The following is a 20,755-nucleotide window of genomic DNA, read 5'->3' on the forward strand; positions in this document are numbered from 1 at the left end:
ACCCCCCGGCGGCCGTATGTTAGCTGCGCTGAACCGGCCGGCTTTCCCGCTGCGTTATTCCGCTGTCGGCCGTTGTCCCCTCGTCTATGCTCTCGATGCTGCGCCCCGCGGGGCTCTGGTTGTTTTTGGTCCTCGGATTCGTCGTTCTGGCCCGCCGCGCGCACGCCCAGGTGGACACCACCCGGCAGCCGGTGCGCAACATTCAGCTCGAAGGCGTGGAAGTGCTGCCCGACGCGCTCAACTCCAAAAACTGGCTGCTGCTCAACAAGGACATTCAGCTGGAGCTCGACGGGGCCGTGCGCAACCTCTACAATTTCAAGTTTGACCGGGCCGAAAAGCAATTCCGCTCCTTGCGCCGGCGCTACCCCCAGCACCCCATGCCCTACTTCCTGCTGGGGCTGAGCCAATGGTGGAAAATCGTGCCGAGCAACGTGCAAACCAAGCTCTACGACCGGCCCTTCTTCGCCTACATGGACTCGGCCATTGCCAAGGCCGAGCCCCTCTACAAAGCCGATAACCAGAACTACGAGGCCTGCTTTTTCCTCTCGGCGGCCTACGGCTTCGCGGCCCGCCTGCACGCCGAGCGCAGCAACTGGGGCAAGGCCACCATCTACAGCAAGGAGGCGCTGAACTACCTCGCCAAAAGCCAGGAAGCCAACGGCCTGAGCCCGGAATTTCTCTTCGGGCAGGCGCTGATGAATTACTACGCGCCCTGGATTTCGGAAAACTACAAGCTGCTGCGCCCGGTGCTGCTGTTCTTCCCCAAGGGCAACAAGCAGCTGGGCCTGCAGCAGCTGCGCAACGTGGCGGCCAACGGCTTCTACACCGCGCCGGAGGCCAAGTTCTTCCTGATGAAGATTCTCTACAACGACGAGAACGACCCGGCCGCGTCGTTGCCGGTGGCCCGCAGCCTCGTAGCCACCTACCCCGACAACGCCTACTTCGAGCGGTTTTGCGCCCTGGTGTGCTACAACCGCGGCGAGTATGACGAGTGCGAAAAGCTCAGCCGCGACATCCTCGACAAGCTCAACCGCGGCCTGCCCGGCTACGAGGCCGTGAGCGGGCGCTACGCCACGTTTTTTCTGGGCTGGCTGCACGAAAACCGCTACGACGACCTGGCCAAAGCCCAGGACTACTACCAGCGTTGCGTCGTCTTTGCCGAAAGCACCGGCGAAACCGGCCCCGGCTTCTACGTGCTGGCCAACCTGCACCTGGCCCGCTTGGCCGCCGACCGCCGCGACGTAGCTACTGCCCGCCGCTACTTTGCGGTGGTGGAAGACAAAGCCGACCGTAAATCGGGGGAGTACCGCGAGGCCCGCGAGTACCTCAAGCAGCACAAAAAGTAGCAGCTACTGCGCCTGCAGCCACGCCGCCGCCTCGGGCAGGGTGGCGAAGTAGCGGAAGGTGAGCAGCCCCGTCGGCAGCTGGGCCCCAATCGACTGGGCGGCCAAGCGGCCCAAGGGCGCGTGGTTTTCGACCACGGCGCAGTGCGAGTAGCCCGCCTCTTGCACGGCGCGCGGAATCCACTCCTGCGCCACCCACTCGCTGACGTCGGCCGGTAATGGCGGCCGCTGGGTATGGTCGCTGAGTACCTTGTGCAGGCCGAAATGCTGCAGCGCCCGCAATGCCTGCTCGTACACGGCGCGCAACTCGTCGGGACTGGTTTTGGTCGCGCTCCAGGCGAGATGCAGGTAATCCGTGCCGAGCGGATGGCTGATGACGGCCGCGGGATTGTGATAATACCGGGAGACGGGGCCTGAGAGGGGAGACATGCTCGAAAGATACACTGCCCTGATCCCGACGCGCAACGCACCTATGGGTGAAAACTAGGGCCACCCGCATGCCTTGGGCCTCTTTGCCACTCAAAACGGAGTGCCTGAAGCCTCGTTTTGGGAATTGAATTATTGCCGCCAGGGGCAAAAAGCTGCTTACGGACGAGGCAGAATGCTTGTATACTCAGCATTGATAAACAGGGTTTTAAAAATATTTAGTATGTAAACTGCTGAATATTCAAATTGCAATATTCTGTTAAAATAACCAAACCCTGTTGGCTTCGGCTTGCGTATCAAGCCCAAAATGAACCAACACACTCCTCGCATTATGCAACACCTCGACACCCATTTCCTTCAACCCATGTACTTCCATGAACTCGACCATACTCCGCATTGCATTTTCGGCCCTGACCCTGACCGCTGTTGCTTCAGCCCAGGCTCAGACCACTTACACCTCGCGCCCGAGTGGGGGTAACTGGAGCGACCCGAACACCTGGACCATTACCAGCGGCTCGGGCCCGCAAGTGCCCACCAACGTGACGAGTCGTACCGGCGACGAAATCAGCGACAACATCATCGTTATCAACTCCAACGTGGTGCTGGACCAAGACTACAACGTCAGCGGTGACCACGCCAAGCTGATCATCACCGCCACCGGCGCGCTGACCGACGGTAACAGTCCCAACTCCATCAACTTCGGGCAGCAGCAGGGCGCCGACATGGTGCGCCTCGACCTCGACGGCCGCCTCGACGTCAACAGCATCAGCTTCTACAAGGCCGACGCCGACATTGCCGCCACCGCCGAGCTGAACACCAACTGTAACATCGCGCTGGCCAACCAGTCGGACCTGGTCATTGCCCCCGGCGCCACGGTCGACATCGACGGCAACCTGATGGTGCGCCAAGGCAACCCCACCATCACGGGCTCGGGTACGCTGATGATCAGCGGCTGCGTGCTAACCAACAACAACGGCTCCCTCAACGGCTTGTTCGGGCCCAACCTGAGCGTCTGCGTGCAGGGCACGCCGAATAACTGCTCCACCGAGGGCATGAACTGCAGCACCCGCGTGCAGGACTACATCACCATCAACGCCTGCCGCAGCACCCCGCTACCGGTGCAGCTCACCAGCTTCACGGGCAGCTACCTTGGCCGGCAGGTGCAGCTCGACTGGGTAACGGCCCAGGAGAAAGACGCCGAGTCGTTTACGGTGGAGCGTTCGGTCGACGGCAAAAGCTTTGAAGCCGTGACCACGGTGCGCGCCGCCGGCACCTCCACCACCCGCCGCGAGTACCGCTACCTCGACGCCACCATGCGCCCCGGCCTGAACTACTACCGCCTTAAGCAGGCCGACTTCGACGGCACGGTGGCTTACTCGCAAGTAGTGTCGGTGCAGGCCGGCGCGGCCGAGCAGGCCCTGCAAGCCTACGGCCGTAGCGGCGCCCTTATCGTGGAAATGCGCACCGACGCCCAGTTCCGCGCCCTGCGGGTGATGGACAGCATGGGCCGCCTGCTGCACAGCGAGGTGATGCCCGACGGCGCCAGCGGCCTGGTCACGCGCCAGATTCCGCTGCGCACCAGCAGCGGGGGCGGGGTATACATCGTGCAGGCCGTGACCAGCAACGGCACGGTGAGCCGCAAGTTCTTCGTGCAGGAATAACTCCACCCCAGCGTCCACCCTGGGCAAGCCCGCCGGCCTCGTGCTGGTGGGCTTTTTTTATGAGGCGAGCGGGGCCGAGGCGCAACCAACCGACCTGGCGGGCGTTTTTGCGCCACCGTCGCCGAAACCTGGTACTGGCGTGGGGCAACTCCTCCAAAACAGGCTAGTTTTAGTGCGCGCAATTGCACTCCCACTTTCTTCCTTGCATGAACCACCGCTACCTCGTTGCCAGCCTGCTGGCCGGCTCCCTGCTGATGAGCTGTTCGCAGCAGGCCACTACTTCCGAAACCCAATCGGGCGCCACCCAAACCGCTTCCGACGTGAAGGACCTCGGCACCTTGCTCGACCAGTACTGGGAAGAAAACGCCAAGCTCTTCCCGCTCAACGCCACCACCAACGGCGACAACCGCTACAACGACCAGCTGCCCAACGACGGTACCGCGGCCTTCCGCAAGCAGCTGCGCCAGTACTACCAGAAGTACCTCGACCAGCTGCAGCAGTTCGACCGCGCCAAGCTCGCGGACAACGACCGTATCAGCTACGACATCTTCAAGTACGACCTGCAGATGAACCTGGAAGGGCTGAAGCTGAACACCTGGATGATTCCGTTTCAGCAGTTCTGGGGCCTGCCGCTGAGCATGGGCCAGTACGGCGCCGGCGGTAGCGTGCAGCCCTTCAAAACGCCCCAAGACTACGACAACTGGCTGGGCCGGGTGCGCGGCTTCTCGGTGTGGGCCGATACGGCCATCAGCAACTTCCGCCGCGGCATGCGCGCCGGCGTGGTACTGCCCCGGCCGCTGGTGCAGAAAATGATTCCGCAGATGCAGCAGATGGTGGTGACCGACCCCACCAAAAGCGACTTCTACGGTCCGATCAAAACCCTGCCGGCCTCCTTCTCTGAGGCCGACAAGCAGCGCATCACGGCGGCCTACCGCACGGCCATCATGAACGAGCTGGTGCCGACGTACCGGCGCCTGGGCGAGTTCCTGAAAACCGAGTACTTGCCCAAGGCCCGCACCAGCACCGGCATTTCGGCCGTGCCCGGCGGGCCGGCCATCTACCGCTACTACGTGCGCAACTGGACGACCACCGACAAGCCCGAAGGCGACATTTACCAGACGGGCCTGAGCGAAGTCAAGCGCATCCGCGGCGAGATGGAGCGCGTGCGCCAGCAGGTGGGCTTCAAGGGCGACCTGAATGCCTTCTTCAACTACATGCGCACCGACAAGCGCTTCACGCCTTACAAGAGCGACGCGGAAGTGCTCAACGCCTTCCGCGCCATTCAGGCGCGCATCACGCCCAACCTGCCCAAGCTTTTCGGCCGCACGCCCAAGACGCCGTTTGAAATCCGGCAGACGGAGGAGTTCCGCGAGGCTTCCGCGTCGGCCGAGTACCAACAGGGCACGCCCGACGGCTCGCGTCCGGGCATCTTCTACGTGCCGATCATCGACGCGAAGACCTTCCGCACGACCTCGGGCATGGAGTCGCTGTTTTTGCACGAGGCCATTCCGGGCCACCACTACCAGATTTCGCTGCAGCAGGAAAACACCGACCTGCCGAAGTTCCGCCGCTTTGCCTGGTACGGGGCCATGGGCGAAGGCTGGGCCCTCTACACCGAAAGCCTGGGCAAGGAGCTGGGCCTTTACACCGACCCCTACCAGTACATGGGCGCGCTCGGCGACGAAATTCACCGCGCCATCCGCCTCGTGGTCGACGTGGGCATGCACACCAAGGGCATGACGCGCGAGCAGGCCATCAAGTACATGATGGACAACGAAGCCATCGACGAGCAGGGCGCCACGGCCGAAATCGAGCGGTACATGGCCATTCCGGGCCAGGCGTTGTCGTACAAAATCGGCCAGCTCAAGATTCAGGAGCTGCGCGACAAATACGCCAACCAGCTCGGAGCCAAGTTCAAGATTCAGGACTTCCACGACGAGCTGCTCAAGGACGGCGTGATGCCGCTGGCCGTGCTGGAGCAGAAAATGGACGCCTGGGCAGCCAAGCAGCAGTAATTTCGCCGCCTACTTACCAACGCAAACGGCCCCGCAACCAATGTTGCGGGGCCGTTTGTCTGTGTGGCCATGGGGGCCGCTATTCGCTGGCACCAGACTCGGGCACGCGCGGCGGGCGCGGGGTGCGCCGGTAGCGGTGGTAGTGGCCGGTGACGGGCGCCGTAGGTTGGTACGGGGGGCGGTAGCCGCCGCCCGTTGCCTGGAAACGGGAATAGGATCGGGGTTGGGAGGATGCGGTGTTCATGGTAAACTGGGGAAGTTTCAGGCATTTTTACGCCGCCACCGCCCCCGTGCGTTATGCGGATTTTGGGGCGCAAACTCCGGATTTCTCATCCCCAGCCCATCCGTATTTTCCGCCTTGCTACACGTGGTTAGCATGAGCGGGGGCTGAAAACGAAACCGCCCCGCTGCTGTGGGCAGGGGGCGGTGGCCAAGGAGTTGCGGGAAGCAACAGCCTTAGTTCTGGGCGCTGTTGCCGCGCTGATTGCGCTGGTTGGTTTGCTTCGGCGCGTTGCCCTGCTCGTTTTGGCTGGCGGCATTTGCATTGGTTTCGCGCGGGGCGTTGTTGAGCGTGCCGCGGCCTTCGCCGGTGCCGGTAGCCGGGCCGCGCGTCGTGCCGGGTACTTCGGTGTTCGAGGTGCCGCGGTTGGTCAGGCTACGGCCACTGGTGGTGCTGCTGCCGTCGGTCGTGCCGCTTTCGGTGTACTTGGAGGTGTTCGGGTCGCCGCCGGGCTGCATGCTGAGGGCTTCGGCCGAGGAGCGGGCCAGGGAGCCGGTGCCCACCGGGCGGTAGGCCTTGCCGCCACCCGACACGCTGTCGCGCTCGGTATCGACGCGGGTGGCGCGCGGAGCGCGGGCGAAGGAGTCGTTGTTGGTGTGGTCGACGCCGGGGCTCCAAGAATTGTCGCAGGCGGCCAGGGGCAGCAGGAGCAGCGCGGCGCTGAGCACGCGGGAGGAGGTCAACATAGCGGGAGTGTTTGGAATGAGAGAAGTTCGAACGGGTGCGGTGCTGCCGTATACGCGCCGCGCCGCGCCTATGGCTACGTGTCAGCGGCTTGGCAGTTGCGCAACGCCCGCAAAGCGCCGCCGCGGTGCATCTTTGCGCCCTGCTACCAACCGCGTTGCTAATTATGACTTCACCCGCCGCCGTGATGAGCTGGAGCGGGGGCAAGGACTCTGCTCTGTGCCTGCATCACGCCCTACAGGCCCCCGAGCTGTGCCCCACGCACCTGCTCACCACCCTCAACGAGCACTACGGCCGCGTGGCCATGCACGGCGTGCGCGCCGAGCTTCTGCAGGCCCAGGCCCAGCGCATCGGCCTGCCTTTGCACGAAGTCTGGCTGCCCGAAATGCCTTCGATGCAGGTCTACGAGCAGCGCATGAACGACGCCTTGGCCGCGCTGGCTGGCCAAGGTGTGCGTACCAGCATCTTCGGCGACCTGCACCTGGCCGACCTGCGCCAGTACCGCGAGCAGCAGCTGGCCCGGGTGGGCTGGCAGGCGCGCTTTCCCCTCTGGCACAAGCCCGCCACTGAGCTCTGGGCCGAGTTTTTCGACTTGGGCTTCCGCGCCGTCGTGGTTTGCGTCAACGAGCAGCACCTCGACCAGAGCTTCTGCGGCCGCGAACTGGACCGCGACTTCCTGCGCGACCTGCCCGCCGGCGTCGACAGCTGCGGCGAAAACGGCGAGTACCACAGCTTCGTCTACGACGCGCCTTACTTCAGCCGGCCCATTGCCGTGCAGCGCGGCGAGCTGGTGCGCCGCACGTACCAGCCCAATGCGCCGGCCCCGGCCGACGACAACTCCGCCGACTGCTACCGCCCGGCGCCCGACCCGTTCAGCGCCGCCTTCTGGTATTGCGACCTGCTGCCCGCCGATTGAAGGCAGCGGCTGACTACGCACCAACCGCTCTGTTGGTGCGGCCCACCGGCCAAGGAGCCTATACCGCTTCTTTCCGCGCCGCCCGTTGCGATGTGCCCTGTTTGCAAAGCCTGCACGGGCAAGCCCAAACCATGGCATTCCATAACAAAGCGCCCCGTCGGGACTGACGGGGCGCTTTGGCGAATTGGCAACGGAGGATAGCCGGGGTCAGCGGCGGGCGGTGGCTTAGAGATTCTGCGGCCCGGGAAACCAGCCGCCATCTTCGTCCACCGGCGTAAACGGGTCGACGGCGGCGGCGTAGCCGGTGGCGGGCTGGTCGAAATGGTGATGCCGGTTGCGGCCGTGGTGTTTGTAGCGTCGGCGGGCTCCGTCGCGCTGCTTCAGCCAGATGCCAATGCCCAAACCGATGCTGGCCGCCAAGCCGCCGAGAATCCACGGGGTGCTGGGGTTGTGCACGGGCGGCGGCACGGCCCGCACGCCGGTTTCGTCGGCAATGGCCGGATCGGGCAGATAGCGGCCCTGGGCGGGCACGGCCAGCTCGCGGAAGTGCTGGGCCAGTTCCGTCAGCTCCTGCTGCAGCGTGGCCCCACGCATCGGAATGCCGTGGCCGGTGGCCGCCACCTTGGGCTGCAGGCGGGCCAAGCGTTCCACCGAAAGGCGGGCGGCTTCCCAGTCACAGGTGAAGTACTTGGGCGGGCCGTGCACCTCCTGGCGCTGCTCCCACACCGCCAGCGCCGACTCCTGCTGGGTCGTGACGAAGGCGTCGCCGGCAATCAGCACGCCGTCGGATTCGCGGTAAAAGGCTACGTGACCGGGCGTGTGGCCGGGCGTGAACACCCAGCGCCAGTCGGGCAGTTCGGGCACCGAGTGGTCGGCGGGCAATTCGTGGGCGCGGCTGCCCACGTTGTACGGGTGCTTAGGGTAGAGGCCCGACAGCCAGGCCATGGCCCCGCCGCCCACGGTGGGGTCGGGTGGGGGGTAGGCCGAACGGCCGGTGAGGTAGGGCAATTCCAGGCGGTGGGCGTACACGGGCACGTCCCAGTGCTCGGCCAGGCTTTCGAGGGCGCCGGCGTGGTCGAAGTGCCCGTGGGTCATGATGATGGCCTCGGGCCGGGCGCCGGGCCCGAACAGCGACTCGGCCGCGTGCCGAATTTTGCCGGCTGCACCCGGCAGGCCGGCGTCCACCAGCACCCAGGGGCCGGCGTTGTACGTCTGGCGCACGAAAAATAAATTGACGAAGACGTTGCGCAGGGCCCACACCCCGGGCGCCACAAACTGTAGGTCGGGGGTGGTGGCGCGGGTGGGGCGGGTGCGCAGGTGGTCCAGGGAGTCGCTCATAGGAGTTGGGGAAAAGGCGGCGTGGTAGTCAGTGAAAGGCGGCGGTGGGACGTTGTCATCACGGCTGGCAGCTGCACAGCACTTCGCGGGTGGGTTTCTGCACTTTGTAGTCGGGCAAGGATACCTCTTTCATGTAGATGACGTCGAGCCGCTGCAAAGGCGGGTTGCGCGGGTTTTCGCGCCAGCGCCGCAGCATGTAGTTGCAGTAGTAGGGCCGCATCCAGTCGTTGCTGACGAACAGGTAATTTTCGGAGTACTTGCGCCACCGGTCGTTTTTGTGCAGCGCCATCACCGAGTACGGTTTCCGGTAGGTCACAGGTTGGCCGCCGCGGTACAGGTCGAAGCGCCGCCCGTCTTTGGTGTGGCCCTCCAGGATGTACCAACCGTCGTCCTTGAACACGGTGGGCGCAAACATGCCCCAGTGCTGGTCGGTGCGAAACAGGTAGCCAAACCAGCGCAGCGGCTCGTGCATGGTGTAGCCGGGCCGGGCAATGCCGTCGAGGTTCCACCAGACGGTGTAGCCCAGCAGCACGAAGAGCACGGTGTCGCGCAGGGCGGGCAGCAGGCGGAAGTGCCGGTGCGTCCGCACGTGCGGGTGCCATTCGGCTTGCAGCTGCACGGCCAGCGGCCACTGCCAGGGCGGCAGGCGCTGCCGCCAGCGGCCCAGGTGCCCGGCGCCGCGCTGCACCGGCGGGCCCAGGCGGCGCTCCAGCCAGCCCATCACCGGCGTGGGCAGCAGCCCCATTACCGAGGCAAAGCTGATGATGAAAAACAGCCCAACAAACAGCGTCAGGCTGATGCCGAGGTGAAAGCCCCAGATGGTCAGCACGAACACCGTGCGCCACAGGGGCGTGGCTACCGGGATGAAGAGCAGCACCGGCAGCAGCAGCTCCATGTAAAAAGTGACGTGCGTGAGCACCTTGAGCAGCTCGTAGTGCGGGTAAAGCAGCCGGCCGCCGGGCATCAGCACCTGGTCGAGGCTGAGGGCGTAGTAGATGGCCGTGCCCTCGGAGCGCCACTCGGGGCCGCTTTTGAGCAGGGCCGTGCACACGTACACCAGCGCAATCTGCACCACGTAGGCCACCGTGGCGGCATTGAAGTAGCTGTAGTGCTCAGGCGCGGGCCGATCTTGCGCGTCCCGGCTCCACACCCGGCCCCAGGGCAGAAAAATGGCCCAGAACAGGAGCATGCGCAATAAATCGTCGCCGCCCTGCACAATCAGCGGGTTGCGGTTCTGCACCGACACCAGCATCACCCACGACACCACCGTCATCAGCCGGGGGCGCCAGCCGAGGAGCAACCCCACTGCGGCGGCGGCGGCCAGCAAGAACAGCGCCGCCTGCACCGCCCACAGCCCGCTCATGGTGTGTAGCGAGAATTCGTATGGATTCCAGGCACGCTCAAACAACACGTACAGCGGCAGTACGCCCATGTTGGTGTAGTGCGCCTCCAAATCGGTACTGCGGATGCCCAAATCGAGCAGCAGCACCACGGCCACGGCCATGCGCATCAGGGCCAAGGCGCGCAGGTCGAGCACAAAGGGCCGGCGCAGCACCGCCAGTACCCGCCCGGCCCCCCCGGGCCGCGGCGGGGGCGCGGTCTGAGGGGGAGAAGGCGCAGAAAGGGCAACCTCCCCGCGGGGAAGTTGCCCTTGCGCCCGGTCAAACAGGTCGGCCGAGGTGTGCAATGCCGGTCAGGTTAGCGGGTGGTCGAACCGGAAGTCGAAGAGCCCGAAGTGCTCGAGCCGGAGCGCGAGCCGCGGGTTTTGGTTTTGGTGCCCGACGATTTGCTGCGGCGGCTGCCCGAGGTGGTGCCCATCGTGGAGCCCGACGTCGTGCCCGACGTGGTACCCATGGTGGTGGTGCCGGACGTCGTGCCCGACGTCGTACCGTAAGTGGTCGAGCCCGAGGTAGTGCCGGTAGTCGTGGTGCCCGACGTCGTGCCGGAGGTGGTGCCCATGGTGGAGCTGCCCGAGGTCGTGCCCGACGTGGTGCCCATGGTAGTAGTACCGCTGGTGGTACCTGTAGTGGAACCGGTAGTACCCATGGTGGTCGTGCCGGTAGTGCCCGAAGTCGACGAGCCCGACGTAGTGCCAGTGGTACCGGTAGTGGTTTGAGCAAAGCTAGCCGTCGAGAAAGCGGCGTTTAGGAGCAGGGCTAGCAGCGGAGCAACAAATGACTTTTTCATGAGAAAGGTGTTGGGTTGTGAAGGAAAAAATTAGAACGAAACGCGTCTAACAGCACGATGCGGCGCTGCGCCAAACTGTCCCTAGTACGAATTCACGCCGTCAGGGATAAGGCTGAGGTTACTTCCGGCGCCCAGGAATCGGGCAGAAAAAAAGGACAGCCACAAAGTGACGTCCTTTTTCTCCCTCCTCTTTCCAAATAAATGCGAGCGTTAAGTAGGCTGGTGTGAGACTATTGGGGAGCTTGGCCGCCGTTGCCGTTGCCGCTGTTGGAGCCGGTCGAGGCGCTAGTCGTGGCCTCGTTGGTGGTGGCCCCGGCGCCCGTCGAGCCGGAGGTCGTGCCTTGCACTTCGGGCGACGAAGTGGTCGAGCCCGAAGAGCTGGCGTCTGTGTTGACGGAGGCCGAATCGGTGGTCGTGGTGCTCATCTCGGTGCTGGAGCTGCTGCCCTCAGTGCCTGAGGAGGTGCTGGCGTTGTTGTCGTTGCCACAGCCGCCAAGGGCCAGCAGCGCGCAAAATGCGCCCGACATGCATAGAATGCGTGTGCGGTTCATGTTGTTGCAGTGGGGTGGTGTGGTTGATTATAAAGCAGTTGCGGCGGGCAACACAAGGGGCTTATACGCCCGGCAAAGCCTGCAAGATGAATTTTTGATGGAAATTTTTGTGCACATTTTTTGCAACTACAAGGAGTATTTTTCTCCAAACGCGCTGCTGTCGAAGGCCGACTCCGCGCCCAAACTCGGCCCAACCTAACTGCCGCCGGCTGGTTACGTACCAGCTACCCAACTTCCCCTTGTTGCAATGCAGGTAGGTTCTTCCGTAATTCTCTTCGACGGCGTGTGCAACCTCTGCCACGGGCTGGTGCAGTTCATCATTGAGCGCGACCCGCAGGCGCGGTTCCGGTTTGCCTCGCTGCAGTCGGCTGAGGGCCAGCGCCTGATGCCCGGCGGCATCAACCCGGACCCCGACAACCCCGATTCGGTGGTGCTCATCGAAGACGGCCGGGCCTACACGCACTCCACGGCCATCCTGCGCATCCTGCGCCGCCTCGGCGGCGGCTGGGCCCTGCTCTCGGCGGCCGGTATTCTGCCCCGGGTTCTGCGCGACGCGGCGTACCGATTCGTGGCCCGCAACCGCTACCGCTGGTTTGGCAAGCAAACCGAATGCTGGCTGCCTACGCCCGAGTTGAAGGCGCGCTTCCTATAACCCGCCGCCGAATTCTACGGTTAACCGAACACACGGCGCGGGGCCGGCCCGGAGCGCATTTGCTCCGCGCCGGCCCCGCGCCGTGTGTCTAAAGCTGTTTACGCGGCTTGCTCGGGGGCATCGCCCGCGCTACGGGGCGGCAGCAAGCTCTGCAAGGTCTGAATCAGCGCCGCCGCTTTGCTGCCGAAAAACTGTTGGTCGAATTCTTCCAGGGCCCAAGCCGCGCGTACCACGGCTTTCAGGCCCATCGGCGTCAGCTGCAGGCTGCGGGCGCGGGCGTCCTGCTCGCTGGTGGGGCGCTGCAGCAGCCCTTTTTCCTCCAGTGTCCGCACTATCTTGCTGGTGGTCATTTTGTCGTAGTGCGCGTGCTGAGCCACGTGGGCCTGCGTGACGGGCTCGGTTTGCTGGCCGGAAAGCCGCTGCACCGCCGCCAGCAGCAGAAACTGGCTGGGTGTGAGGTTCATCGGCGTCAGCACCTGCGTCAGGCTGCGCTGCCAGTGCGCCGTGGCCTGGGCCAGCAGGTAGCCGGGGTTGTCGTCGGGGCCTTCAAAGGTGAACAGCGGATCGGTTGGTAGGGCCATCGGATTTTTGCTAGGTTGCAGCGGCTGGGGTGGTCCAGCAGCGGCCTACCCGTAAACGGATTCACCGTAACCGAGTTTACTGTAAGCTGGTTTACCGCCACAAAAGTGCTCATTTTGCCGCTAGCAGCGGCTTTTTTTATTTTCCATGAAAGCTCTTGTTCTCGACGGCGTTGGGCAGCCCGTGCAGCTGCGCGAGGTGCCCACGCCCGAGCCCCAACCCGGCCAAGTGCTGGTGCGCCTCGAAGCCGCCGCCCTCAACCACCGCGACGTCTGGATTCAGCAGGGCCAGTACGCCGGTCTGCGCTTCCCCATTATCCTCGGCTCCGACGGCGCCGGCACCGTAGCCGAACTCGGCGAGGGCATCGACGACAGCCTGCGCGACCTGCCCGTCATCATCGACCCCGGCCAGGACTGGGGCGACAACCCGCGGGCCCAGGCCCGTTCGTTCAGCATTCTGGGGTTGCCGCAAAACGGCACTTTCGCCGAATACGTGTGCGTGCCGGCCGCCAACGTGTACCCGCGTCCGGCCCACCTCACGGCCGCGCAGGCCGCTGCCCTGCCCCTGGGCGGCGTTACGGCCTACCGTGCCCTGTTCACCCGCGGCCGCCTGCAGCACGGCGAGCGGGTGCTCATCACCGGCATCGGCGGGGGCGTGGCCCTGCTGGCCCTGCAACTGGCCGTGGCCCGCGGCGCCGAGGTGTGGATAACCTCCGGCTCCCCCGACAAAATCGAGCGGGCGCAGGCCCTGGGCGCCCGCGGCGGCATTAGCTACCGGCAGCCGGGCTGGGGCAAGGCCCTGGTGCAGCAGGCCGGCGGGCAGTTCGACCTGATTGTGGACAGCGCCGCCGGGCCGGGCGTGGCCGAACTGCTCGAAGCCGCTGCCCCCGGCGGACGATTGGTGTTTTACGGCGGCACCACCGGCACCATGACCAACGTGCCGCCCCGCCACATCTTCTGGAAACAACTCGACGTGCTAGGCTCGACCATGGGCACGGCCGAGGATTTTGCCGGGCTGCTGGACCTCGTCAACGTTGCCCGAATCGTGCCGGTTACGGATGCAGTATTCGACCTGGCCGACGGCGAGCGGGCCCTGCAGCGCATGGCCCAAGGGCAACAGTTTGGTAAGCTTGTGTTGCAGATAAAATAGCATGTAAGTTGTTGATTTTCAAAAAGAATAATTCTAGTGCGTGAGCTGGATTTGGGAATGATGCGGGCGGCTCCGGTGTTTTGAATCTGACACTGACAACCAGCCTATAAGCCTCATGAAAACTCCTGCTGAATACCTCGACGTGCCGGTTTTTCACCTGACCTATCCCACCGGTGAGGAGGCCGAAATGGTGCCCGTCGTGACTTTCGACGATGCGCTGCGCGCCGTGGAAACTGCGCTGGCCGACGCCGAGAAATACCGCTACCTGCTCATGCGCGCCCTGCGCCGTACCCACGACGAAGCCGCCGCCCCGCTGGTTACTCCCGATGCCGCCGTGCGCCCGCTTTACCCCGAAACGGATCTGGCCGCGTAGGTTACTTGTGCTGACTTTGTTTTTAACAAGCGGCTTCCTTTCGAGGAGGCCGCTTGTTGGCGTTTATCCGGTGCTCCACCCTGTCGGATCGGGTCAAGTGCAGACTGACGCCGGCTTGATGCCTGTTGCGGAAGGCAGCGGCGCACCGGGCGCGGGCTGAAGCGCTGTAAAAACTGCCGGGCCAGCCTGCCGCAGCGTTAGGGCGCCAGCTGCACCGAGCCGGGCAGGGCCACGCCGGGGGCGTGCTGCCGGGCCAGCACGCCGGCCAAATTGGCCGCCTGCTGGCGCAGCTCCGGCACCGCCGTCGATTCGTACCACAAGGGGCGCAGGCTGGGCCCGAGCGTGTAGAGGCAGTCGGAGGCGGCGCCCGCGGCGTTCAGCAAGGCGCCTTCGGCATCCGTGACGATGCCCAGGTGCAAGCTGTCGGGCACCAGCAGGCCGGCTGCGCGCAGGCTTTCCACCAGCGGGTCGGTCAGCTGGGCGTAGTCGAGCTGCGGGCCGGTGCAGAGCACCACGTGGTCGGCCGTCAACTCGGTAGAAACGTAGTGCCGGCTCAGGCGCACGGCCAGCTGGGCGTCGCCGCGCGGCTCGATGTAGCGCACCCGGCCGTGGTGCACCTGCAGGCGGCCGCTGCTCAGCAGGTCGTCGAGCACCGCCGCGTTTTGCGGCGGGTTGCGGTGGCGGGCGTTGCCCCAGCGCGTGCCGAGGTGGCGCAAAAACCGCCGTTGCTCCGCCTCGGGCCAGGTCGCCCAGATGCGACCTAGGTCGGGACGGAGCGCGTCGAGCACGGCCCGCCAGTTGTAGCCCTCGGCTTCACCCTTGGCCATCTGCTGGCGCACCACCCGCAGCACTTCGCCCACCGTGCGCAAGCCGGCCACATGCGTTGCGTAGTAGTTGGGGTAGGGCGTAACCGGGGCGGGGCTGTGCGGCGCCGGCCACTGCCCGTGCCGCGACACGGCCAGCAGCGGCCCGCGGTGCCCGTCGGCGCGCAAGGCCACCAGCGCGTCGAGGGCCGTCAGGCCGGTGCCGATGAGCAGCACCGACTCGTCGGCGCCGATGCTGCGCAGCGCGTCGGGCTGCCAGGGGTTGGCATGGAAGCGGGGGTGATGAGCATATGCCGTGGCCGGCCGCACGGGCAGGGCCGGCGGGTAATTGCCGAGTGCCAGCACCACCGTGTGCGCGGCGAGGAAGGTGCCATCGGCGAGCTGCACGCGCAGCGTGGGGCCCGGCCCGAGCAACGGCTGCGCGGCCACGGCCCGGGTATTCAGCCACTGCAAACGCACGCCGTTGGGAGCCGGTGCCGCCAGCGCCGGTTCCAGCAGGCTTTCGATGTAACGGCCGTAGGTTTGGCGGGAGCAGAAACCGTGCGGGCAATCGGCCAGGCCCCGGCGCTGCAGCCAGTCTGCGAAATGCATCGGCGCATCGGGCAGGGCCGAAAGGCCGGCGCTGCGTACGTTCAGCAGCCACTCGGGCCGGTTGGTGCCGTAGGCGGTGCCGGGGCCCAGGCGCGGGCGCGGCTCCACCACGGTCACGTCGAGAGGCCAGGGGCCGCCGGGCAGGCGCGTGAGCTGCAGGGCCAGCAGGCTGCCGGCCACTCCGCCCCCAATGATGACAATGCTGCGCCGCGTCATGCTGAGTCAGGCAAGGCCCAAGCGAGCTTGGGCAGTTCGTCCGAAAAAAGAGAAAATTCCGGACAATGCCCGTCGGGCAGGCTGAACGGCAAGGCGGCGCGTCCGGGGCTACAGGTACGCGCCAGGCAGCAAAAAGTCGCGCACGTACTCCCGAATTCCGTCTTCGAGCGGCGTAAAGGGCCGCGCGTAGCCAATGCTGCGCAGCTTGCTCATGTCGGCCTGGGTGAAGTACTGGTAGGTGTCGCGGATGTCCTCAGGCGTGTCCTTGAACTTGATGTCGGCCGTCTTGTCGAGGGCGGCGAAGGTGTTTAGGGCCAAGTCGAGGAAGGTGCGGGCCTGGCCGGTGCCCAGGTTGTAGATGCCCGAGTTGCGGCGGTGGTGCATCAAAAACACGCACACGTCGGTTAGGTCGCGCACGTAGATGAAGTCGCGCTGCTGCTCGCCGTCGGCGTAGTCGGGGTTGTGCGAGCGAAACAGCTCCATGGAGCCGGTGCGCTGCACTTGCTGGAAGGTGTGGAAAATCACCGAGGCCATGCGGCCCTTGTGGTATTCGTTGGGCCCGTACACGTTGAAAAATTTCAGCCCGGCCCAGAAAAACGGCTTTTCGGCCTGCTGCACGGCCCAGTTGTCGAAGTCGTTCTTCGATTCGCCGTAGGGGTTCAGCGGGCGCAGCAGCGGCAGCAGCGCCTCGTCGTCGGAGTAGCCCAGCGTGCCCGAGCCGTAGGTGGCGGCCGAGGAGGCGTACACCAGCGGCAGCTGGTAGCGCACGCAGGCCTGCCACATCTGCTTGCTGTAGTTCAGGTTCAGCAAATCGAACACGGCCACGTCCTGCTCGGCCGTATCGGTGCGGGCGCCGAGGTGGAAGATGAACTCCACCTGCTCGTGGTTCTGGTCAAGCCAGTCGAAAAACTCGTTGCGGTCCACGTACTCGCGCAGGTGCTTGCCTTTGAGGTTGAGTAGCTTGCGCTCCACCGAAAAGTTGTCGACGACGACGATGTCGTTGAAGCCATCGGCGTTGAGCCGGCTCACCAGGCAGCTGCCGATAAAGCCCGCTGCGCCCGTCACGATAATCATAAGCTGGAATGGGGTTCTTCTGAGCTGCGAAGTACGCAGTTTCTCGGCGCTCGGCCGTAGCCCGGCGAATTAGAGCGGACACGTAGCAGGACTATTCGGGGAAGCAGTGCGGAGTAGCTAATAGGGCCTACCGCGCCCGATGAGCACAACAAACGATTGGGGAGGCACGGATTAACACAATTAATATGCGGTTATTCGGGGTTTAATGCGGTATTAATATTGATTTAATTAAATTTTAATGGCCTAAAATGAACTTCTGCAGCACAAAATTTCGTAGCAATGGCTAGGACCGCCAAAGCCGCTACCTGCTTGGGGCAGTCGTTCTAAGCGCCCTCATTCGCAGAGCCAGAAATCCACTCCGATGCTAATAGAAACCAAGATTCCTTACCGCTATATCTTCCACCAGATCAAGTGGGACGTGGCCCGGGTGATTCTCTTCTCCCTGGTCTTCCAGATATTCAAGACGTACCTGTCGACCTACCTGCCGCCGGTGCCGGTGCAATTGCCCACCATTCTGGGCAGCTTCATCTCGCTGCTGCTGGCCTTCAACATCAACCAGTCGTACGACCGGTGGTGGGAGGCGCGCAAGGTGTGGGGTGCCATCGTCAACGACTCGCGCAGCTTTGTGCTGCAGCTGCGCCAGTTCATCGACCCGCGCCAGATGCCCGCGGGCGAAGCCGCCCGCCTGCTGCGCCGCCTGGGCCACCGCCAGATTGCCTGGTGCTACAGCCTGGGGCAGAGCCTGCGCGGGCAGGACGCCCTGGCCGGCTTGCCGCAGTTTATCAGCGCCGACGAAATGACTTTCCTGGCCGAACACCGCAACAAGCCCCTGGCCCTGGTGCAGCTGCACAACGACGACTTGGCCACGCTCACGCAGGCCGGTGCCCTCAATACCTTCCAGCAGGTGCAGGTAGACAGCACCTTGGTACGATTGGTGGCCTCCATGGGCCAGGCCGAGCGCATCAAGAGCACGGTGTTTCCGGTGACCTACCGCCTGTTTATCCACCTGTTCATCTACCTCTTCCTGATCATCCTCTCGCTGGGCCTGGTGGAGGAAGTGGGCCTGATGGAAATTCCGGCTCTGACGGTCGTGGCTTCGGCGTTTTTCCTGCTCGAGAAAACGGCTAGGTTTATGCAAGACCCCTTCAACAACAAGCCCACCGATACGCCCGTGTCGGCCATTGCCCGCACCATCGACATCAACATTCGCCAGCTGCTGCACGAGCTGCAAGTGCCCGAGCCGCGCAAGGCGGAGGAGTTTTACCTAATGTAAGCTGTTTGCCCAGCCGCAAAATGCCCGTTGCCAAGTTGGTGACGGGCTTTTTTGCAGCTGGGCGGGGTGATGTGGCGGGTAGCCATTGTTGCCGCGCCGTAGCGGCGCCACCGGGAGCCGCTAAGGTGGCGCCGAGAGTGAGGCCGTTGGCGGGCTGCCGTCTACCTTTGCCGGCCATGCCCAGAAGACGATTGTTGCCGCTGCTCAGCCTGCTGCTGGCCGCTGCCTGCTCGCCCGCCACCGATTCCACGTCCGCCGACGCCCCGGTCCAGGCCGCGCCGCCCCAGCCCCTCACGGTGCAGGACGACCTCGGCCGCTCGGTCACGTTCAAGGCGCCGCCCCGCCGCATCATGGCCCTGGCCGCCTCGATGACGGAAATGCTCTACGCTGTGGCCGATACCAGCACCATCGTCGGCCGCACCCAGGTGTGCGACTACCCCGTCGCCGCGCTCCGCAAACCCGTCGTCAACAGCTACCCGCTCGATTTCGAGACCCTCGTGGGCCTGCATCCCGACGTAGTCTTCACCGTCGAAGGCATTACCAGTCCCGCCGATGCCGCCCGCCTGCAGGAGCTGGGCATTCCGGTGTACTACCAGCGCTACCGCAAAGTCACCGACGTGTTCCGCGGACTCCGCGACCTGGGTCGCCTGCTTGGGCGCCAGCCGCAGGCCAAGCGCCTGACCGACTCGTTGGCGCAGGAGCTGGGCCAGATCAGCGCCGACACCGTTGGGCCCCGGCTTCGCGCGCTGGCTGTCATTTCCAACGACCCGATCTACGCCTTCGGCCGCAACACCGTCTTTACCGACAAAATCCGCCTCGCCGGCGGCCAGAACGCCCTGACCGAGGAGTTTCCGCAGCCGTACCCGTCGCTGACGCGCGAGTACGTGCTGAAACTGAACCCCGACGTCATCATCGGCGGCCGCTTCGGGCAGCTGGACAGCACCTTTTTCCGCATGTACCCCGAGCTGCGCCGTACCACGGCCTACCGCACCCGCCGCGTGTTTCCCGTCACCGGCGACCTGATGGACCGGCCCAGCCCGCGCATAGTCGAGTCGGTGCGCGAGCTGCAGCGCCTGCTGCACCCCACCCGATGAACCGCCGGGCGCCGCTGCTGTTCCTGGGCCTCGTGCTGCTGGCGGCCGCGCTGCTGCTGGCGGGCCTGCGCATCGGCAGCGTCGCCGGCGCCGACTACGCCACGCTCTGGCAGGCGCTGTGGCACTTCGACGCCGACAACCCCGCCCACGTGGTGCTGCTCGAGCTGCGGTTGCCGCGCCTGCTGCTGGCCTTGCTGGCCGGCGGCGGGCTGGCCCTCAGCGGCTACTTGATGCAGGCCATGGTCAATAACCCGCTGGCCGACCCGTATTTGCTTAGCACGGCCTCCGGGGCCTCGCTTGGCGCGCTGGTGATAAACATTCTGCTGCCCGCGGCCAGCGCCGTCACGCCCTGGCTGGTGCCGCTGGGCTGCCTGGCCGGGGCGGTGGGTGCCACCCTGTTGGTTATCGGCCTGGGCAGCCGCCGCGGCCGCCTGATTCCCGCGCAACTGCTGCTGGCCGGCGTGGCGCTGTCCTCGCTGCTCAACGCGCTGGGCGGCCTCATTACATTCCGGGCGCAAACGGATTCGCAGCTGCGCGCCGCCCTTTCCTGGGGCTTGGGCAGCCTAGAGCGCGCCGGCTGGCCCTTGCTGGGCGGCCCAGCCGTGGCGGTGCTGCTGGGCATGGTGGCGGCTTGGCTGCTGCGCCGCCACCTGAATGTGCTGCTGCTAGGGGAGGAGCGGGCCGCCGCCCTCGGCCTCGACGTGGGCCGCACCCGCTGGCTGCTGCTGCTGGCCTCGTCGGGCATCACGGCGGGCGTGGTGGCGCTGTGCGGGCCGTTGGGCTTCGTCGGGCTTATCGTGCCGCACGCCACGCGCGGGCTGCTGGGCGTGACGGGGCGGCTGAACGTAGTGTTCTGCGCCTTGCTTGGCGGCACCTTCCTGCTCGGCTGCGACCTGCTGGCCCGCCTGCTCAATCCGCCCGCCGGCCTGCCCGTTGGCTTGGTCACGGCCCTGTTCGGCGTACCGTTCTTCGTATATTTGCTGCGGAAAAAAGGGGCTTAAGGACGAGGACCTGACCGAATCGGCCCATTGCCGGTGCGGCGGCCGCGTTCCTAAGCCCCTAACTGCCTCTCTGCTCATGATTTACATCAGTCGCCAGGAACACTTCAACGCCGCCCACAAGCTCTACAACCCTGCCTGGAGCGAAGAGCGCAACAAGGAAGTGTTTGGGCCCTGCGCCAACGCCAACTGGCACGGCCATAATTACGACCTCATCGTCACCGTCAAAGGCCAGCCCGACCCCGAAACCGGCTTCGTGGTCGATCTGAAAGCCCTTAGCACGCTGATCCGCGAGCATATCATCCGCCACGTCGACCACAAAAACCTCAACCTCGACGTGCCCTTCATGGCCGGCAAGCTGGCCAGCACCGAAAACCTGGCCGTGGCGTTTTGGGAAATCCTCGAACGGGAGCTGCCCAGCATTACCGACCGGGCTAAGCTGCACGGTATCAAGATTTACGAAACGCCACGCAACTTCGTCGAATACTTTGGCGAGTAACCAATTCTGAATGCTGAATTCGGAATGCTGAA

Annotated in this window: 22 protein-coding genes; 12 read left to right on the forward strand and 10 right to left on the reverse strand. The window is 64.8% G+C overall.

The features are described 5' to 3' along the window. Positions 1-86: 86 nt before the first annotated feature. Positions 87-1,346 carry a tol-pal system protein YbgF gene (locus tag LJ737_RS09910; RefSeq protein WP_227765194.1) on the forward strand — a complete coding sequence of 420 codons (1,260 nt, stop codon included), beginning with the start codon at positions 87-89 and terminating at the stop codon, positions 1,344-1,346. A gap of 3 nt (positions 1,347-1,349) precedes the next feature. On the opposite strand, the gene LJ737_RS09915 is transcribed toward LJ737_RS09910, so the two are convergent. Further along, the gene (locus LJ737_RS09915) at positions 1,350-1,772 is read right to left on the reverse strand and encodes a hypothetical protein (protein ID WP_227765196.1); all 423 of its coding nucleotides are present in this window, start codon (positions 1,770-1,772) and stop codon (positions 1,350-1,352) included. A gap of 371 nt (positions 1,773-2,143) precedes the next feature. On the opposite strand from LJ737_RS09915, the gene LJ737_RS09920 reads away from it, so the two are divergent. After that, positions 2,144-3,430 (forward strand): fibronectin type III domain-containing protein, encoded by a 1,287-nt coding sequence (locus LJ737_RS09920; RefSeq protein ID WP_227765198.1) that lies wholly within the window; start codon positions 2,144-2,146, stop codon positions 3,428-3,430. 206 nt (positions 3,431-3,636) lie between these two features. Then, on the forward strand, positions 3,637-5,445 hold the full coding sequence (locus LJ737_RS09925; protein ID WP_227765199.1) for a DUF885 domain-containing protein: 1,809 nt from the start codon (positions 3,637-3,639) through the stop codon (positions 5,443-5,445). Positions 5,446-5,524: 79 nt separating this feature from the next. Here the strand turns inward: LJ737_RS09925 and LJ737_RS09930 are convergent, their stop codons facing one another. Continuing rightward, positions 5,525-5,689 carry a hypothetical protein gene (locus LJ737_RS09930; protein WP_227765202.1) on the reverse strand — a complete coding sequence of 55 codons (165 nt, stop codon included), beginning with the start codon at positions 5,687-5,689 and terminating at the stop codon, positions 5,525-5,527. Positions 5,690-5,901: 212 nt separating this feature from the next. Beyond that, complete coding sequence (locus tag LJ737_RS09935; RefSeq protein WP_227765204.1) at positions 5,902-6,411, reverse strand: hypothetical protein; 510 nt, start codon at positions 6,409-6,411, stop codon at positions 5,902-5,904. A gap of 164 nt (positions 6,412-6,575) precedes the next feature. On the opposite strand from LJ737_RS09935, the gene LJ737_RS09940 reads away from it, so the two are divergent. Further along, positions 6,576-7,325 carry a Dph6-related ATP pyrophosphatase gene (locus LJ737_RS09940; protein WP_227765206.1) on the forward strand — a complete coding sequence of 250 codons (750 nt, stop codon included), beginning with the start codon at positions 6,576-6,578 and terminating at the stop codon, positions 7,323-7,325. A gap of 225 nt (positions 7,326-7,550) precedes the next feature. Here LJ737_RS09940 and LJ737_RS09945 read toward each other — a convergent pair whose 3' ends face one another. The 4 genes from LJ737_RS09945 to LJ737_RS09960 all read right to left on the reverse strand — a co-directional run bounded on the left by LJ737_RS09945 (position 7,551) and on the right by LJ737_RS09960 (position 11,401). Continuing rightward, positions 7,551-8,663: an MBL fold metallo-hydrolase gene (locus LJ737_RS09945; protein WP_227765207.1), complete on the reverse strand. Its 1,113-nt coding sequence runs from the start codon at positions 8,661-8,663 to the stop codon at positions 7,551-7,553. A 58-nt stretch (positions 8,664-8,721) separates the two neighbouring features. Then, positions 8,722-10,200 carry an HTTM domain-containing protein gene (locus LJ737_RS09950; RefSeq protein ID WP_227765209.1) on the reverse strand — a complete coding sequence of 493 codons (1,479 nt, stop codon included), beginning with the start codon at positions 10,198-10,200 and terminating at the stop codon, positions 8,722-8,724. Between the two features lie 161 nt (positions 10,201-10,361). Next, on the reverse strand, positions 10,362-10,850 hold the full coding sequence (locus LJ737_RS09955) for a hypothetical protein (RefSeq protein WP_227765212.1): 489 nt from the start codon (positions 10,848-10,850) through the stop codon (positions 10,362-10,364). Positions 10,851-11,080: 230 nt separating this feature from the next. Further along, the gene (locus LJ737_RS09960) at positions 11,081-11,401 is read right to left on the reverse strand and encodes a hypothetical protein (protein ID WP_227765214.1); all 321 of its coding nucleotides are present in this window, start codon (positions 11,399-11,401) and stop codon (positions 11,081-11,083) included. Between LJ737_RS09960 and LJ737_RS09965 the strand changes: the two genes are divergently transcribed. Together LJ737_RS09965 and LJ737_RS09970 are read left to right on the forward strand one after the other, a co-directional pair. After that, complete coding sequence (locus LJ737_RS09965) at positions 11,400-11,600, forward strand: hypothetical protein (RefSeq protein WP_227765216.1); 201 nt, start codon at positions 11,400-11,402, stop codon at positions 11,598-11,600. The genes LJ737_RS09960 and LJ737_RS09965 overlap by 2 nt on opposite strands. A 48-nt stretch (positions 11,601-11,648) precedes the next feature. Continuing rightward, entirely contained in the window at positions 11,649-12,053 is a 405-nt protein-coding gene (locus LJ737_RS09970; RefSeq protein ID WP_227765217.1) for a thiol-disulfide oxidoreductase DCC family protein, read from the forward strand. Between the two features lie 98 nt (positions 12,054-12,151). Here the strand turns inward: LJ737_RS09970 and LJ737_RS09975 are convergent, their stop codons facing one another. After that, entirely contained in the window at positions 12,152-12,634 is a 483-nt protein-coding gene (locus tag LJ737_RS09975) for a MarR family winged helix-turn-helix transcriptional regulator (RefSeq protein WP_227765219.1), read from the reverse strand. Positions 12,635-12,779: 145 nt separating this feature from the next. Between LJ737_RS09975 and LJ737_RS09980 the strand changes: the two genes are divergently transcribed. Next, complete coding sequence (locus tag LJ737_RS09980) at positions 12,780-13,781, forward strand: zinc-binding dehydrogenase (protein WP_227765221.1); 1,002 nt, start codon at positions 12,780-12,782, stop codon at positions 13,779-13,781. A gap of 115 nt (positions 13,782-13,896) precedes the next feature. Further along, positions 13,897-14,154 carry a hypothetical protein gene (locus LJ737_RS09985; protein ID WP_227765223.1) on the forward strand — a complete coding sequence of 86 codons (258 nt, stop codon included), beginning with the start codon at positions 13,897-13,899 and terminating at the stop codon, positions 14,152-14,154. Positions 14,155-14,351: 197 nt separating this feature from the next. On the opposite strand, the gene LJ737_RS09990 is transcribed toward LJ737_RS09985, so the two are convergent. Both LJ737_RS09990 and rfaD read right to left on the reverse strand, forming a co-directional pair. Continuing rightward, positions 14,352-15,785: an FAD/NAD(P)-binding protein gene (locus tag LJ737_RS09990; RefSeq protein WP_227765225.1), complete on the reverse strand. Its 1,434-nt coding sequence runs from the start codon at positions 15,783-15,785 to the stop codon at positions 14,352-14,354. A gap of 108 nt (positions 15,786-15,893) precedes the next feature. Further along, positions 15,894-16,859 carry an ADP-glyceromanno-heptose 6-epimerase gene (gene rfaD / locus LJ737_RS09995; protein ID WP_227765227.1) on the reverse strand — a complete coding sequence of 322 codons (966 nt, stop codon included), beginning with the start codon at positions 16,857-16,859 and terminating at the stop codon, positions 15,894-15,896. A 361-nt stretch (positions 16,860-17,220) separates the two neighbouring features. Here rfaD and LJ737_RS10000 point away from each other — a divergent pair, with 361 nt between their 5' ends. The 4 genes from LJ737_RS10000 (at position 17,221) to LJ737_RS10015 (ending at position 20,723) form a co-directional block, all read left to right on the forward strand. Further along, positions 17,221-18,132 (forward strand): bestrophin family protein, encoded by a 912-nt coding sequence (locus LJ737_RS10000; protein ID WP_227765229.1) that lies wholly within the window; start codon positions 17,221-17,223, stop codon positions 18,130-18,132. A 176-nt stretch (positions 18,133-18,308) separates the two neighbouring features. Beyond that, positions 18,309-19,226, forward strand: a complete 918-nt coding sequence (locus LJ737_RS10005) for an ABC transporter substrate-binding protein (protein ID WP_227765230.1) — start codon at positions 18,309-18,311, stop codon at positions 19,224-19,226. Further along, complete coding sequence (locus LJ737_RS10010; RefSeq protein ID WP_227765233.1) at positions 19,223-20,227, forward strand: FecCD family ABC transporter permease; 1,005 nt, start codon at positions 19,223-19,225, stop codon at positions 20,225-20,227. Before LJ737_RS10005 ends, LJ737_RS10010 begins: the two co-directional genes overlap by 4 nt. Positions 20,228-20,303: 76 nt before the next feature. Further along, positions 20,304-20,723 (forward strand): 6-pyruvoyl trahydropterin synthase family protein, encoded by a 420-nt coding sequence (locus LJ737_RS10015; protein WP_227765235.1) that lies wholly within the window; start codon positions 20,304-20,306, stop codon positions 20,721-20,723. Positions 20,724-20,755 lie beyond the last annotated feature (32 nt).

Source organism: Hymenobacter sp. 15J16-1T3B, assembly GCF_020711235.1.
In the GTDB taxonomy this organism is placed as follows: domain Bacteria; phylum Bacteroidota; class Bacteroidia; order Cytophagales; family Hymenobacteraceae; genus Solirubrum.